This window comes from Actinomycetospora lemnae (assembly GCF_028737315.1).
In the GTDB taxonomy this organism is placed as follows: domain Bacteria; phylum Actinomycetota; class Actinomycetes; order Mycobacteriales; family Pseudonocardiaceae; genus Actinomycetospora; species Actinomycetospora lemnae.
This window is the reverse complement of sequence record NZ_JAQZAO010000012.1, coordinates 1-13,927: the sequence shown is the minus strand read 5'-3', so window position 1 is coordinate 13,927 and position 13,927 is coordinate 1. Positions and strand designations below refer to the sequence as shown.

Below are 13,927 nucleotides of genomic sequence, written 5' to 3'. Positions count from 1 at the left end.
CAACGCTCCAACTCCTTGGTCCTCTTTTCGTACCCTCCCGAGGAGTCGTGGTGGAGACGCGTGTCCTGTCGACGGCCGGCGCCGAGATCGTCTACGACGTGGAGGGCCCGCTGCCGCCCGCCGACGGCCGCCCGGTGCTGCTGATGATCGGCCAGCCGATGGACGCGAGCGGCTTCCGTGCCCTCGCGACGCGGTTCCCCGACCGCACCGTCGTCACCTACGACCCGCGCGGGCTCGGGCGCAGCACCCGCAGTGACGGCCGGACCGACAACGATCCACTGACCCAGGCCGAGGACCTGCACGCGCTCGTCGCCGAGCTGGGCGCCGGTCCCGTCGAGGTGTTCGGCAGCAGCGGAGGAGCGGTCACCGGGCTGCAGCTCGTCACCGCGCACCCCGAGGACGTCGTGACGCTCGTGGCCCACGAGCCGCCGATCACCGGCGTGCTGCCCGACGCCGCCGCCACCGACCGCGCGTCCCGCGGGTTCCGCGAGGCCTACCAGGCCAAGGGCTGGGGGCACGGGATGGCCGGCTTCATGGCCATGTCGTCGTGGTCCGGCGAGTTCACCGACGCCTACTTCGCCCAGCCGGCCCCGGACCCGGCGGCGTTCGGCATGCCGGCCGAGGACGACGGCTCCCGCGACGACCCACTGCTGTCCGACCGCTCGCTCGCCGTCACCGACTACGTCCTCGACGTCGACCGGCTGACCACCGTGCCCACCCGCGTCGTCGTCGCCGTTGGCGAGGAGAGCGGCGACACCTACACCGCGCGCACCGCCCGCGCCACGGCCGCCGCGCTCGGCCGGGAGGCCGTCGTCTTCCCGAGCCACCACGGCGGCTTCCTCGACGGCGAGTTCGGCTGGCCGGGCAAGCCCGACGAGTTCGCCGCGACGCTCCGCGAGGTGCTGGACGCCGCGTGAGCGTCAGTGGCTGACCCGACCCCGGTGCGACTCGAGCTCCGGCGCCACGAGGCGCTCGGCCACCAGGCCCGTGACCAGCGAGTACACCGCCTTGTGCGCGACGTCGACCGCCTGCTCGCGCCACGGCCACGTGTGCGGCGGCGCGCCGATGCCGGTCGCGTTCTCGAGCGTCTGGTCGGTCGCCAGCCGGACCGCGGTGTGGGCGAGGTGCGCGCGCGGGCCCCGCATCCCGAGCGCGGCCCAGACGCCGTGCAGCGTGCCGACGAGTGCGCCGGTGCCCCAGTGCATCGCGTGGTTCCACGCCGGCGGGCGCTCGGCGTCGGACGGGTCGCCGCCGAGCACCGCCTTCAGCGTCCGGGCCGGCACGTACGACGACGGCCGGCCGAGCACCGCCTGCTCGACCTTCTCCAGCGCCGTCATCGCGGCCACGCCGGCCAGCCCCGCGCCCGCGCCCGCGAGCGCGGCCGTCGCCAGCGTCCGTCCCCTGCTGCTCGTCATGGCGCAGGGTGCCCGACCGGGCCTGCGATCATGACCGTGTGGACGCGGGCGGCCGCGAGTCCCGCGGGACGAAACGGGTCTAGTCCTCGGCGAGCCGGCGCAGCAGGCGGTGCAGCTCGGCCCGGTCGGCCTCGGAGAGCACGGCGAACACGCGGTCGGCCTCGGCGGCGCGCGCCGCGCGGACGGCCTCGCCCAGCGCGGTGCCGGCGTCGGTGACCACCACCTGGGTGGCGCGGCGGTCGGCCGGGTCGGGGCGGCGCTCGACGAGACCCCGCTCGGCGAGCGCGTCGACGACCTCGGTGGCCGAGCGCGGGGCGATGTGCAGGTGCTCGGCGAGCCCGCCGGGGCGCACCGGGCCGTGGCGCAGCAGCACGTCGAGGGCACGCAGCTGCGAGGGCGAGACGCCCCAGGGGGCGAGGGCCTCGCGCGACTGGTGTCGCAGGCGGCGGGCGACCTGCCAGAACGCCGCGGCCAGCGAGCCGTCCTCCTCCACGGGGAATAGTCTAGGCGAGGTGCTGTTGTAGCCTCATGTTGAGGTTGCCTCAGCACAAGGCCACCACCACCACCGCCACCCCACCGCAGGGAGCCGCCCCTTGCCCCGCCCCGTCGACACCTCTCCCGAGACCCGCGCCCGTGATGCCGAACAGGCCCGGCACGTGTCCCTCCGGCGCATCGCGCGCCTGTTCCGCCCGCACCGCGGACCGCTCGCGGTCGTCGTCGCCGTCATCGCCGCGTCGTCGATCGTCGCGATGGCCTCGCCGTTCCTGCTGCGCGCCGTCATCGACGACGCGCTCCCGCACCGCGACCTGCCCCTGCTCGCCTGGCTCGCCGGCGGCATGGTCGCGGTCGCCGCGGTCACCGCCGCGCTCGGCGTCGTCCAGACCTGGATCTCCACCGGCGTCGGGCAGCGCGTCATGCACCGGCTGCGCACCGACGTCTTCGCCCACCTGCAGCGCCAGTCGCTGGGCTTCTTCACGCGCACCCGCACCGGTGAGGTGCAGTCGCGCATCACCAACGACATCGGCGGCATGCAGACCGTGGTCACCTCGACCGCGACGTCGATCGCCGCCAACCTCACCACCGTCGTCGCGACCGCCGTCGCGATGGTCGCGCTGTCCTGGCAGCTCTCGCTGGTCACGCTCGTGGTGCTGCCGCCGGCGATCCTCATCAGCCGGCGCGTCGCCCGGATGCGCCGCGAGCTCACCGCCGCCCGCCAGCGCGAGCTCGCGGACCTCAACGTCACCATCGAGGAGGGCCTGTCGGTCGACGCCGCCGCGCTGCACCGCACGCTCGGCACCGGCCCCGCGCTGGTCGAGCGCTTCACGGCGTCCTCGGCGCGCCTCACCGACCTCGAGCTGCGCTCCCAGCTCGCGGGCCGCTGGCGCATGGCCACGATGAGCGTGGTCTTCGCCGCGATCCCGGCCCTGATCTACCTCGGCGCCGGGCTGCCCTGGACCGTCGGCGAGCTCTCGATCGGCACGCTCGTCGCCTTCACCTCGCTGCAGGCCGGCATCTTCCGCCCGCTCTCGGGCCTGCTCGACGTCGGCGTGCAGGTCGCCAGCTCGCTGGCCCTGTTCGCGCGGATCTTCGAGTACCAGGACCTGACCGTGGACATCGCCGACCCCGAGCACCCGGTCGAGCTGGGTGACGTGCGGGGCGAGGTCCGGATCGAGGGCGTCACGTTCACCCACCCCGGCGGCGACCGCCCCGCCGTCGACGACGTCGACCTGACCATCCCGGCCGGCACCACGCTCGCGCTGGTGGGGGAGACCGGGTCGGGCAAGACGACGCTCGGCGCGCTCGTCGCCCGCCTCCACGACCCCGACGCCGGCCGCATCACGATCGACGGCGTCGACCTGCGCGACCTGCGCCTCGCCGACCTCGCGCGCGTCGTCGGCGTCGTCAGCCAGGAGACCTACCTGCTGCACACCACCGTGCGCGAGAACCTGCGCGCGGCGAAGCCCGACGCGACCGACGCCGAGGTCGAGGCGGCCGCCCGCGCGGCGCGCATCCACGACGTCGTCGCCGCGCTGCCCGAGGGCTACGACACGATGGTCGGGGCCCGCGGCCACCGGTTCTCCGGCGGCGAGAAGCAGCGCATCGCCATCGCCCGCACGCTGCTGCGCGACCCACGCGTGCTCGTCCTCGACGAGGCCACCAGCGCCCTGGACACCGAGACCGAGCGCGCGGTGCAGCTCGCCCTCGACGACCTCGCGCGCCACCGCACGACGCTGACGATCGCGCACCGCCTCTCGACGGTGCGCCACGCCGACCGCATCGCGGTGCTCGACCACGGCCGCGTGGTCGAGAGCGGGACGCACGCCGAGCTGGTCGACCGCGAGGGCCGCTACGCGGCGCTGGCGGCCTGAGCGGGCCCGGACACACGTCGGCCCGCCCCGACGGGGTCGGGGCGGGCCTGGGGGACGATCGTCAGCGCGTCCGGTCGATCCAGCGGGCGTCGACGCCGTTGCGGTGCTGCTCGATGCGCCGCAGACGGGTGCGCGCCTGGTGGGTCAGGCCGTCGAGCCGGTCGAGGAGCTGGCGCAGCTCCGCGATCTCGGTGTCGAGGGCGTCGACCTCGGGCTCGGGGGTGGTGCTGAGGGACACGGGAACCTTCGCTTCGCAACAGGGTGTACGGGGAGCGGTGGCCTCCCGGCGTGTCGACCGGGCGGTCCCGGGCGCCGGCCGGGGATCCGGAGCCGAGGAGGTTCCGGATCGATCCAGTAGCGCCTCGTCAATGCTACGCCGAACCTCGTCGCGCGCCACCGTCGCCCCGCGTGCAGGACGCCCGTCCGGGTGGGTAGCCGAACGTCCATGCGTGTGACGAGCGAGCACCGGACCCCCCGGACCCCCGCCACGGAGGCAGCCACGGACACCGGCGACGACCCCGTCCTCGACCGGGCCCGCGCGGCCGTCGTCGACCCCGGCGCCCACGTCGTGCCGGGCGCCGACGTGCTGCGCCTCCTCGCGGCCGACGAGACGCGCTGGGCGGCCTTCGCCGACCACTGGGACGACCTCGCCGCCGACCCCTACGCCGCGCGCTCGGGCACTGAGCGCCGCCGCCGGTACGGCCGGTTCGCCGTCACCCCGGACGGGCGGCGCGAGCTCACGCCCCACGGCGAGTTCCGCCAGCCCGCCGACACCAACCCCCTGTTCGTCGACGAGGGCCGCGCCTTCGAGCCGCTGACCGAGGCCTTCCTCACCGACCCGATCCTCGAGGGGGTCCTCGCCCTGCTCGGCGGGATCGCCGCCGCGCTGGACGACCCGCCGCGCTGGGACGTCCACGTCCACCCGTTCCGCGTGCTCGGCTCCGCCGACAGCCGCGGCGACGCGACCCCCGAGGGGCGCCACCAGGACGGGGTCACGCTGGTGTCCTCGCTGCTCGTCGACCGGGGCAACGCCACCGGCGGCACGAGCACGGTCGTCGACGGCGACGGCCGGGAGATCCTGACGACGACGCTGGCCGAGCACGGGACGCTGCTGGTCGGCGACGACCGGCGCACCTGGCACGGCGTCGACCCGATCCGCCCCGTCGACCCGGCGAAGCCCGCGCGCCGGGACGTCCTCGTCGTCACCTTCATGCGCGCGGGGGGTGACGCGTGACCGCGACACCGTCGACGTCACTCGACATCCTCACCGTCGAGTCCGTCGAGGACGCCGCGTCCTGGGACGACCGCGACGCCGTCGTCGCCTGCCTGCGCGAGACACCGCCGCGCATCCCCGCCTGGTACGGCTACGACGCCGTCGGCGCGGACCTGTGGGTCGAGCTCTCGCAGCTGCCGTCCTACTACCTGCTGCCGGCCGAGTTCGGGCTGCTCGAGCGCCACGCCGACGAGGTCGCCGAGCGGGTCGGCGCCCACGTCGCCGAGCTGGGCAGCGGCAGCGCGGCCAAGACCCGCCTCCTGCTCGGGGCCTGTCAGCGACGGCGCCCGACGACCTACCTGCCGATCGACGTGACCCGCGCGATGCTCGAGCGCAGCGCGGCCGAGCTGCCCGCCGAGATCGACGGGCTGGCCGTGCAGGGGCTGTGGGGACGCTACGAGGCCGCCCTGGCCCACCTGCGCGAGCACCGGCCCGGGCCGCTCACCGTCGTGTGGCTGGGCAGCGCCGTCGGCAACACCACCACCGGCGAGCGCGCCGCCCTGCTCGACGACGTGGCCGCGACCCTCGAGCCCGGCGACCACTTCCTCGTCACGGCCGACCTCTGGAAGCCCGGCGACGTGCTCGAGGCCGCCTACAACGACCCGCCCGGCGCCACCGCCCAGGCGCGGTTCCGGCTCAACCAGCTCGAGCACTTCACGCGGGTCTTCGACGGCGACGCCCGCACCGACCGGTTCTACCCGCGCGCCCGGTGGGACCCGGGGGTCTCCGCGGTCGTCGGGCACCTCTACGCCACCGAGGACCAGACGGTCACCTTCCGCGGCCTCGACCACACCCTCGACCTGCGCCGCGGGGACTCGCTGGTCCACGGCTACTCGGTGAAGTTCGGGCGCCCCGAGTTCGTCGCCGAGGCCGCGGCCGCGGGCTTCGCGCTCGACACCGAGTGGATCGACCCCGTGTGGCAGTACGGGCTGTTCCTGTTCAGGCGGGCCTGAGGCCCCGCACGAGCTGGTCGACCAGCGTGCGGGCGAAGGCCTCGGTCAGCGGCTGGTCGGGGATCAGCAGCCGGTGGTAGCAGGCGCCCCACAGCTGGTCGACGACGGCCTCGGCGTCGACGTCGTCGCGCACCTGGCCGCGGTCGCGGGCCGCCTCGACCGCGGTGACCGCGAGCGCGCGGCGCGGCGCCGAGTAGTGCTCGCGGTAGGCGGCGGCGAGCTCCGGGTCGGTCTGCGCCGACCCGATCAGCTCGGCGATCACCCGCCCCGCGGCCGTCCGCGTCATCAGCCGCACGAAGGCGAGCAGCTGCTCGGTGAGGTCGGCGGCGATGTCGCCGGTGTCGGGGAAGGCGAGCGTGCTCTCCACCGTGCGGAAGTACGCCTCGGCCGCGAGCGCGCCGCGGGAGGGCCACCACTTGTGCAGCGTGGTCCGGCTCGCGCCCGAGATCGCCGAGACGCGCTCGAACGTGAAGCCGGCCATGCCCTCGGCGAGCAGTAGATCCCCCGCGGCGGCGAGCACCTCACCGCGGACCTCGTCCGCGGGTCGGCGCCCACGGCCCCGCCGCGGGGTCTGCTGCTCGGTCACCGGGGTGACGGTAACGGTCACGCCAGCGCCCGGGGGTGCAGCAGGTCGTCGAGCCCGATGCGCCGGTAGAACTCGGTGCGGACGCGGTCGCCGACGGCGTTGACGACCTCGGCACCGTCGTCGGCCGGGTCGACGTGCACCCGGAACGGGCGCTCGCCGGCCGGGGTGTCGACGACCCGCACGATCGCCCGCGCGACCTCGGCGGGATCGGCGTCGGCCGGGGCCAGCTCGGCGAGGCGCGCCCCGACCTGGTCCATCAGCCCGCCGTAGCGCTCCTCGTAGGCGGCGGCCACCGCCTCGTCGGCCGCGTGGCCGGCGTGCGCGAAGTGGTTGGTGCCGCTGGTGAACGACCCGGGCACGACGATCGAGGTGTCGATGCCGAAGCGGGCGAGCTCGGCGGCGTAGCTGACCGCGAGCGAGTCCATCCCCGCCTTGGCCGCGAAGTACGGCGCGAGGTAGGGCGGGGCGCCGCCGCGCGTGCTCGTCGACCCGACCCACAGCACGAGCCCGTGGCCCTGCGCGCGCAGGTGGGGGAGCGCGGCGCGGTTGAGCCGCTGGGTGGACACGACGTTGGTGTCGTAGACGCTCGCGAGCTGCTCGGGGGTGAACGCCTCGGTCGGGCCCAGCACCATGTGCCCGGCGTTGTGGACCACCACGTCGAGCCCGCCGCTCTCGGCGACCACCCGCGCGACCGCGGCGTCCACCGACGCCTGGTCGGCGACGTCGAGCTCGACGGTCCGCAGGTCCACCCCGTGCTCGGCGGCGAAGGCCGCGGCGTCGGCGACGGCGCCGGCGTTGCGGCCGGCGGTGTCGCGGATGCCGGCGTGGACGGTGTGTCCCGCCTGCGCCAGCGCGCGGGCGGTCATGGCGCCGAAGCCGCTCGAGGCGCCGCTGATGACGATGATCATGATCTCTCCTCCGTGCCTCAGGCGAGCCCGCCGTTGGCGAACAGGGTCTGGCCGTTGACCCACCGCGCGGGTCCGGCGAGGAACGCGACGGCCTCGGCGATGTCGCCCGGCTGTCCGAGGCGCTCGAGCGGCGGGGCCGCGGCGAGGGACGCGACCTGCTCCTCGGACTTGCCGTCGAGGAACAGCGGGGTCGCCGTCGGCCCGGGTGCGACGGCGTTGACGGTGACGTCGCGGCCGCGCATCTCGCGGGCGAGCACCGGCACCAGCGCCTCGACGGCGCCCTTGCTGGCGACGTAGGCGCCGTAGGTCGGGAAGGACAGGCGCGTCACCGTCGTCGAGAAGGCGATGATCGCGCCGCCGGCCCGGACGCGGCGCGCGGCCAGCTGCGCGACGACGACCGTGCCGCGGATGTTGGTGCGGTGCATGCGGTCGAGGTCGTCGAGGTCGAGCTCGGCGATCGGGGCCAGGATCATGATCCCGGCCGTGTTGGCGACGACGTCGACGCCGCCGAAGGCCTGCTCCACCGCGTCGAACGCGGCGGCCATCTCCTCGGGGTCGGCGACGTCGCCGCCGACGGCGATCGCCCGCCCGCCGGCGGCCTCGATGGCGCCGACGACCTCCTCGGCCCGGGCCTTGTTGCCCGCGTAGTGGACGCCGACCGCCATCCCGTCGGCGGCGAGGCGCTCGGCCACCGCCCGGCCGATGCCGCCGGAGCCGCCCGTGACGAGCGCGGTGCGGGTGGTCTCGGTGCTGCTCATGGTCTCCTCCGGGTCCTGATGTGGACGATGTGCCCATATAGAACCACGATAAGGACACAGCGTCCATATCTCGAGGTGTGCCGACGGTCACGGCGACCGGCGCCACGGCTCAGCCGGCGGCGACCTCCAGCAGCGTCCCGCCGGTGAGCCCCACGAGCTCGGCGGCCGTCGTCGGGAACATCGCGTACTCGTCGCCCGCGCCGGCCCAGACCGTCGGGAAGGCGGTCAGCGCGACGTCCACGACGCACGGCAGCGGCGCCGGGTGCCCGACGGGCGCCACGCCGCCGACACGCTGGCCCGTCGCGCGCAGGACGGTCTCGGGGTCGGCGCGCTTGACCCGGCGCTTGGCGACGCCCAGGTGCGCGGCGACCCGGCCGGGGTCGACGCGGTGGGCGCCCGACGCCAGCACGAGCACCACCCCGTCGCCGGCGGTGAACACGAGGCTGTTGGCGATGGCGCCCACCGGGCAGCCCAGCTGCTCGGCCGCGGCCGCCGCCGACGGCACCGCGGTCGTGAACGTCCGGATCTCCCGCGGCGCCCCGGCCGCCGCCAGCGCCTCGCGCACGGCCTCCCGGCCGGTCGTCGTCTCCACGGGGCGGAGGCTAGGACGGCGGCCGAGCGGACCGCGAGCGGGTTCAGGCCGTGAAGACCGTCTGGATGCCGGCGTGCCGGCGGCCGTCCGCGAGCGCCACGAGGTGCTCGGGGGCGTCGGCCAGCGGGACGCGGTCGGTGACCAGGTGCGCGAGCAGGTCGTCGCCCCGCGCCGCGAGCAGGTCCAGCGTCAGGGCCGAGAGGCGGTCGCGGTCCCAGGTCCCGCGCAGCGCCCGTGGGACGCGCCCGATCTGCGCGCACCGCACCCCGAGCCCGTTGTGGTGGAACTCCTCGCCGAGCCGCACGGCGTCGGCACCGTCGGCGTAGAACGCGAGGTCGACGACCGTCCCCTGGGGCCGCAGCAGCCGCAGGGCCGTCGCCAGCGCCGTCGCCCGCCCGCGGCACTGGAAGACGACGTCGGCGCCGTGGTCGCCCGGGCCGTGGCGCCAGCCGCGCTTGAGGTCCGCGACGGCGCCCGGCTCGTCGGGGTCCCGGGCGGCGAGACCGAGCGCCTCGGCGACGGCGCGCCGGCCGGGCGTGGGGTCGAGCACGGTCACCGACGCCGCCCCGAGCTCGGCCGCGAACAGCGCGGTCAGCAGGCCGACGACGCCGGCACCGACGACGGCGACGACGCGGTCGCGGACCCCGGCGTCGAGCGTGTCGCCGCCGTCCTCGGCCGCCGCGTGCAGCACGCCGTTGGCGCAGATCGGGCCCATGTGCGCGGCGTAGATGCCGAGCACGGGGTCGAGGCCGGGCGGCAGCGGGACGACCCGTTCGGTCGCCGGGTCGGCACGGTGCGCGGTGCGGTGCCCGTAGGTCATCGCCACGAGGTCGCCGGCGGTGCGCCCCGACGCGGGGCCGGCGTCGACCACCTCCCCGACCTGCATGTAGCCCACCTTGCGCACCGGGTAGCCGGCGCCGGGACGGGTGTCGTCGAACAGGCCGAGCTCCGGGTCCCAGGCGGTCGCGAGCATGGGGTTGGTGCCCTTCACCCAGCTCAGGTCGGTGCCGGCGGACAGTCCCGAGAACCGCGTGACGACGTCGAACCCGCCCTCGGGGCGGGGACCGGTGGGCTCGTCGGGCACGAACCGCACGCGGCCGGGGCCGTCGACGACGAGGACCCGTGCCTCAGGCATCCAGCACCACCGGCGCGCCCGACGCCACGGAGTCGGCCAGCGCGCAGGCCAGCCGGTGGGTGCGCAGGGCCTCGTCGTAGCCGACGACCGCGCCCGGCCCGGACGGGGCGCGTCCGGCGAGGTGGTCGACGAACGCCCGGTCGGCCGCGGTGCGGGCGTCGGCCGGGTCGACCTCGACCGACCAGGACCCGTCGCCGTCGCGGACCGTCAGCTGCTCCTCGGTGACGCCCAGCGCCAGGTCGTCGGCGTAGACCTCGACGCCCGCGCGGTGCTTCCAGCCCAGGCGGCAGGTGGCGGCGAGCGTCCCGACCGCGCCGCCGGTGAAGCGCAGGGTGCCGGCGGTGGCCGAGTCCACGTCACCGCCGGCCGGTGGGGCGGCGTCGGCGACGGCGTGCACCGCGGTGACCTCGCCGGCCAGGAGCCGGGCGAGGTCGAGGACGTGCACGGCCTGCTCGACCACCTGGCCGCCCGACGACCCCCGCTGCGCCCACCACGGCACCGGGGGCACCTTGTCCAGCCACGTCGCGCCCACCAGCCGCACGGTGCGCCCCGCGAGGAGCTCGCGCGCCCGGGCCACCACCGTCGACGAGCGCCAGTGGTGGCCCACCGACGTCGGGACCCCGGACGCCGCCACCGCCGCGCCCACCCGCTGCGCCATCGCGACGTCGAGGCCGAGCGGCTTCTCCACGAACAGCGCGACCCCGGCGGCCGCGAGGCGCTCCTCGACCTCGCCGTGCGCGAACGGCGGCACGCACACCCACACCGCATCGACGCCGCGCGCGACGAGGTCGTCGACGTCGTCCGCCGGCGTGGTGGCGACCGTCCCCGCGAGGTCCGCGGCGCGGGCGGCGTCCGGGTCGGTCACGCCGATCACCGCCACGTCCGGCATCGCGGCCAGCGCCGCGGCGTGCCGGCGGGCGACCCCGCCCGCGCCGACGATCCCGACACGACAGCCCGTGGTGTGCACGGCCGCCCTGGTACCCGGACGAGGGAATCGGGCACCACGCCGCGTGCTTCCCGAGGTCCGCCAGTGGCTCACGCGCCGCACCAGCCGTACCGAGCAGTGGCTCGTCGACCGGATGGTCGAACGCAAGGGTCGTCGGCGGATCAGTGTCGTGCTCCCCGCCCGTGACGAGGCCGCGACGATCGGCCGGATCGTCACCGTCGTCCGGGAGGCGCTCGTCGAGCGGACCGGGCTCGTGGACGAGGTGCTCGTCGTCGACTCCTGCTCCCGCGACGCCACCGCCGCGATCGCGGCCGCCGCGGGCGCGGCCGTCGTCGGCCAGGATGCCGTGCTCGCGGACCTGCCGCCCGCGCGCGGCAAGGGCGAGGCCCTGTGGAAGGGCCTGGCCGCGAGCACGGGCGACCTGGTCGCCGCGATCGACGCCGACCTACGCGACGTCGAGCCCGCGTTCGTCACCGGCCTGCTCGGACCGCTGCTCGCGGACCCGGACGTCGCGTTCGTCAAGGGCTTCTACCACCGGCCGCTGATCGGCGACGGCACCGTCGACGTCGACGGCGGCGGGCGGGTCAGCGAGCTGGTCGCCCGCCCGCTGCTCAACCTCGCCTGGCCGCGGCTCGCCGGGTTCGTCCAGCCCCTGGCGGGCGAGTTCGCGGCCCGCCGGGAGCTGCTCGAGGCCATCCCGTTCGCCACCGGCTACGGCGTCGAGCTGGCGATGCTCGTCGACGTCCTCGACCACGTCGGCCTCGACGCCATGGCGCAGGTCGACCTCGGGGTCCGGATCCACCGGCACCACGACCTGGCCGCCCTCGGGCGGATGTCCGCGCAGATCCAGCTCGCGGCGGCGGCGCGGATGGCCCGCGAGGGCGCCCTGACCTGCGTCCCCGCGACGTCGCTCGTGCAGTTCCGGCGCCCGTCCGAGCCGGGGCCGGGAGGGCTGGACCGCGAGGTCGTCGAGACCGACGTGGCGGTGGAGGAGCGCCCGCCGCTGCGCGAGGTCCTCGCAGCCTCGCGGCCGGTGGCGTGATGGGCCGGCCGCTGACGGTGCTCGTCGACGCCGGCCCGTGGCTGCCCGTGCCGCCGCAGGGCTACGGCGGGATCGAGGCGGTGCTCGCCACGCTCGTCCCGGAGCTGCGGCGGCTCGGGATCCGGGTGGTGCTGGCGACGGTCGGGGCGAGCCGGCTCGAGGTCGACGAGCAGATCACGACGTTCCCCGAGCCGCGGTTCGCCGACATCGCGGCGCCCTACAACCGCGTCATGGGCGTGGCCGCCGCCCACGTCGACGCGGTCCTGCGGGAGCTGCGCGGCCGCGACGGTGGCGACGGCGGGGTCGACGGCGGGGTCGACCTCGTGCACTCGCACCTCGAGGCGTGGGGCCTGGTCGCCTACGCCGATGCGGGCGTCCCGGTGCTGCACACGCTGCACTGGGACCTCGGCAAGCACCCGGAGCTCTACGGGCGCTTCGACGGTCGCGGCCGGGTGGTCGTCAACGGCGTGTCCGCGGCCCAGCTCGCCGGCGCCCCGGCCGCGCTGCGCCGCCACGCGCTCGGGCACGTCCACCTCGCCACCCCGCTGGCCGACCGCCCCGGGCCGGACGTCGGCGTCGAGGACCACCTCGTGGTGCTCGCGCGCCTGACCCCGGGCAAGGGCCAGGACGTCGCCGCCCGCCTGGCGCACCGCACCGGACGCCGGGTGGTGCTCGCGGGCCCGGTCGGGCCCCACCACTCCGAGGCAGCGCTGGCGGACGCGCTCGCCACCGACCCGCGGGCGCGGGAGCACCCGGACGTCGCGTGGTTCTGCGACCGGGTCGCCCCGCTGCTCGACGGCGACCGCGTCCGGTGGGTGGGCGCGCTGGGCGGCACCGCACGCGACCGGCTCGTGGCCTCCGCCTCGGCGCAGCTCTGCCCGCTGCGGTGGGAGGAGCCGGGCGGCACCGGGATCGTGGAGTCGCTGGCGCTGGGCACGCCCGTCGTCGGCTACGCCCGCGGGTGCCTGCCCGAGCTGCTCGACGAGCCCGGCACAGGTCTGCTGGTGGCGCGGGACGACGAGGACACCCTCGCCGACCTGCTCGCCGCGGGCGCCGACCGCACCCTCGACCGGGACGCCTGCCGCGCCGCGGCCCGACGCCGCTTCACCCCCGCGGTCATGGCGCGCGGCTACCGCGACCTGTACGACGAGGTCCTCGCGCGCACGGCGCCCCGGGCGACCGGGGCCGCGTGACCTGGGCGAATGGGCCGTCCGGGCCCGTGTGCTGAGCCCTTCGGCGTCGTTTGTGCGCCGGTCGAGGCGGGCGATCCTGCTGACCATGACCACTGCACGCCCGACCGGCTCGCGGGCCCGCATCCGCGACCGCGGCCAGATCGACGCCCTCGTCCTGGCCGCGCTGGCCGACGGCGCGAAGCGGCACGACGAGATCGCCGAGACGCTGCGCAGGCAGGTCGGCGACGCGCTCGACCTGCCCTACTCCCGGATCGTGCCCACCCTGCACCGGCTCCAGCGCAACCGCCTCGTGAGCCGCCCGTCCTCGGACCCCCGCCGCTACCGGCTCACCGACGTCGGCAAGCGCTCCCTCAGCGCCCGCCTCCGCGCCGCGGACACCTTCGCGGCGTCGGCGCACCGCCTCGCCGACGGCGCCGGGTCCGGGTCTTCCTGAGACGGGTCTCAGCGTCCTGGGCGGGAGTGTCGGGGGTCGGCGCTAGGTTCGAACACGTGAGCGAATCACTGGGAGCGGCCGGGCGGGTGCTGCTCGAGCGTGCTCGGGCGCGGATGGTCGCGCTGCGCGCCGAGCAGTTCCGGTTGTTGGAGGACATCGCCGCGCTCGAGGCCGCCGGGGTCGCCGAGCAGACGGGCGATCGGGGGACTTCCCGGCTGGTGGGCGACCTGTGGCACGTGGACGCCCACGACGCCAAGCGGTGGTGCGACGAGGCCGCCGACCTCACCGCGAGGGTGTCGTTGCTGGGGGAGTCGTTGCCGCCGC

17 protein-coding genes are annotated in these 13,927 nt (G+C 76.1%); 8 read left to right on the top strand and 9 right to left on the bottom strand.

Annotation, left to right across the window (positions count from 1 at the left end; all coding sequences use genetic code 11):
* Positions 1-47 precede the first annotated feature (47 nt).
* Positions 48-917 (top strand): alpha/beta fold hydrolase, encoded by an 870-nt coding sequence (locus PGB27_RS23470; RefSeq protein ID WP_408630112.1) that lies wholly within the window; start codon positions 48-50, stop codon positions 915-917.
* A gap of 3 nt (positions 918-920) precedes the next feature.
* Here PGB27_RS23470 and PGB27_RS23465 read toward each other — a convergent pair whose 3' ends face one another.
* Positions 921-1,415 (bottom strand): hypothetical protein, encoded by a 495-nt coding sequence (locus tag PGB27_RS23465; protein WP_274202848.1) that lies wholly within the window; start codon positions 1,413-1,415, stop codon positions 921-923.
* 79 nt (positions 1,416-1,494) lie between these two features.
* Entirely contained in the window at positions 1,495-1,908 is a 414-nt protein-coding gene (locus PGB27_RS23460; protein ID WP_274202847.1) for a MarR family winged helix-turn-helix transcriptional regulator, read from the bottom strand.
* A gap of 100 nt (positions 1,909-2,008) precedes the next feature.
* Between PGB27_RS23460 and PGB27_RS23455 the strand changes: the two genes are divergently transcribed.
* A complete protein-coding gene (locus PGB27_RS23455) occupies positions 2,009-3,784 on the top strand; it encodes an ABC transporter ATP-binding protein (protein ID WP_274202846.1) in 1,776 nt (591 codons plus the stop codon).
* A 61-nt stretch (positions 3,785-3,845) separates the two neighbouring features.
* Here PGB27_RS23455 and PGB27_RS23450 read toward each other — a convergent pair whose 3' ends face one another.
* A complete protein-coding gene (locus PGB27_RS23450) occupies positions 3,846-4,022 on the bottom strand; it encodes a hypothetical protein (protein WP_274202845.1) in 177 nt (58 codons plus the stop codon).
* Between the two features lie 207 nt (positions 4,023-4,229).
* Here PGB27_RS23450 and PGB27_RS23445 point away from each other — a divergent pair, with 207 nt between their 5' ends.
* Together PGB27_RS23445 and PGB27_RS23440 are read left to right on the top strand one after the other, a co-directional pair.
* Positions 4,230-5,018 carry a 2OG-Fe dioxygenase family protein gene (locus PGB27_RS23445; RefSeq protein ID WP_274202844.1) on the top strand — a complete coding sequence of 263 codons (789 nt, stop codon included), beginning with the start codon at positions 4,230-4,232 and terminating at the stop codon, positions 5,016-5,018.
* Positions 5,015-6,010: an L-histidine N(alpha)-methyltransferase gene (locus tag PGB27_RS23440; RefSeq protein ID WP_274202843.1), complete on the top strand. Its 996-nt coding sequence runs from the start codon at positions 5,015-5,017 to the stop codon at positions 6,008-6,010. Before PGB27_RS23445 ends, PGB27_RS23440 begins: the two co-directional genes overlap by 4 nt.
* Here the strand turns inward: PGB27_RS23440 and PGB27_RS23435 are convergent.
* From PGB27_RS23435 to PGB27_RS23410, 6 genes are all read right to left on the bottom strand, one after another.
* Positions 5,997-6,596, bottom strand: a complete 600-nt coding sequence (locus PGB27_RS23435; protein WP_274202842.1) for a TetR-like C-terminal domain-containing protein — start codon at positions 6,594-6,596, stop codon at positions 5,997-5,999. The genes PGB27_RS23440 and PGB27_RS23435 overlap by 14 nt on opposite strands.
* 17 nt (positions 6,597-6,613) lie before the next feature.
* On the bottom strand, positions 6,614-7,504 hold the full coding sequence (locus PGB27_RS23430) for an SDR family NAD(P)-dependent oxidoreductase (protein WP_274202841.1): 891 nt from the start codon (positions 7,502-7,504) through the stop codon (positions 6,614-6,616).
* Between the two features lie 17 nt (positions 7,505-7,521).
* A complete protein-coding gene (locus tag PGB27_RS23425) occupies positions 7,522-8,262 on the bottom strand; it encodes an SDR family oxidoreductase (RefSeq protein ID WP_274202840.1) in 741 nt (246 codons plus the stop codon).
* A 109-nt stretch (positions 8,263-8,371) separates the two neighbouring features.
* Positions 8,372-8,854 (bottom strand): YbaK/EbsC family protein, encoded by a 483-nt coding sequence (locus PGB27_RS23420; protein ID WP_274202839.1) that lies wholly within the window; start codon positions 8,852-8,854, stop codon positions 8,372-8,374.
* A gap of 43 nt (positions 8,855-8,897) precedes the next feature.
* Positions 8,898-9,989: a zinc-dependent alcohol dehydrogenase gene (locus tag PGB27_RS23415; protein WP_274202838.1), complete on the bottom strand. Its 1,092-nt coding sequence runs from the start codon at positions 9,987-9,989 to the stop codon at positions 8,898-8,900.
* Complete coding sequence (locus PGB27_RS23410; protein ID WP_274202837.1) at positions 9,982-10,956, bottom strand: Gfo/Idh/MocA family protein; 975 nt, start codon at positions 10,954-10,956, stop codon at positions 9,982-9,984. Before PGB27_RS23410 ends, PGB27_RS23415 begins: the two co-directional genes overlap by 8 nt.
* A 43-nt stretch (positions 10,957-10,999) precedes the next feature.
* Between PGB27_RS23410 and PGB27_RS23405 the strand changes: the two genes are divergently transcribed.
* The 4 genes from PGB27_RS23405 to PGB27_RS23390 all read left to right on the top strand — a co-directional run.
* Positions 11,000-11,977, top strand: a complete 978-nt coding sequence (locus PGB27_RS23405; RefSeq protein ID WP_274202836.1) for a glucosyl-3-phosphoglycerate synthase — start codon at positions 11,000-11,002, stop codon at positions 11,975-11,977.
* Positions 11,977-13,170 (top strand): glycosyltransferase, encoded by a 1,194-nt coding sequence (locus tag PGB27_RS23400; protein ID WP_274202835.1) that lies wholly within the window; start codon positions 11,977-11,979, stop codon positions 13,168-13,170. The genes PGB27_RS23405 and PGB27_RS23400 overlap by 1 nt, the downstream gene beginning before the upstream one ends.
* Positions 13,171-13,255: 85 nt before the next feature.
* Positions 13,256-13,603, top strand: coding sequence for a PadR family transcriptional regulator (locus PGB27_RS23395; RefSeq protein WP_274202834.1), 348 nt, complete (start codon positions 13,256-13,258; stop codon positions 13,601-13,603).
* Positions 13,604-13,659: 56 nt separating this feature from the next.
* The coding region (locus PGB27_RS23390; protein ID WP_274202833.1) for a hypothetical protein at positions 13,660-13,927 on the top strand (268 nt) is incomplete at its 3' end.

Bases quoted from the DNA above. Each gene is read 5' to 3' on its own strand.
- PGB27_RS23465 (WP_274202848.1), bottom strand. From the start codon at position 1,415: ATGACGAGCAGCAGGGGACGGACGCTGGCGACGGCCGCGCTCGCGGGC.
- PGB27_RS23445 (WP_274202844.1), top strand. From the start codon at position 4,230: ATGCGTGTGACGAGCGAGCACCGGACCCCCCGGACCCCCGCCACGGAG.
- PGB27_RS23430 (WP_274202841.1), bottom strand. From the start codon at position 7,504: ATGATCATCGTCATCAGCGGCGCCTCGAGCGGCTTCGGCGCCATGACC.
- PGB27_RS23425 (WP_274202840.1), bottom strand. From the start codon at position 8,262: ATGAGCAGCACCGAGACCACCCGCACCGCGCTCGTCACGGGCGGCTCC.
- PGB27_RS23415 (WP_274202838.1), bottom strand. From the start codon at position 9,989: ATGCCTGAGGCACGGGTCCTCGTCGTCGACGGCCCCGGCCGCGTGCGG.
- PGB27_RS23400 (WP_274202835.1), top strand. From the start codon at position 11,977: ATGGGCCGGCCGCTGACGGTGCTCGTCGACGCCGGCCCGTGGCTGCCC.
- PGB27_RS23395 (WP_274202834.1), top strand. From the start codon at position 13,256: ATGACCACTGCACGCCCGACCGGCTCGCGGGCCCGCATCCGCGACCGC.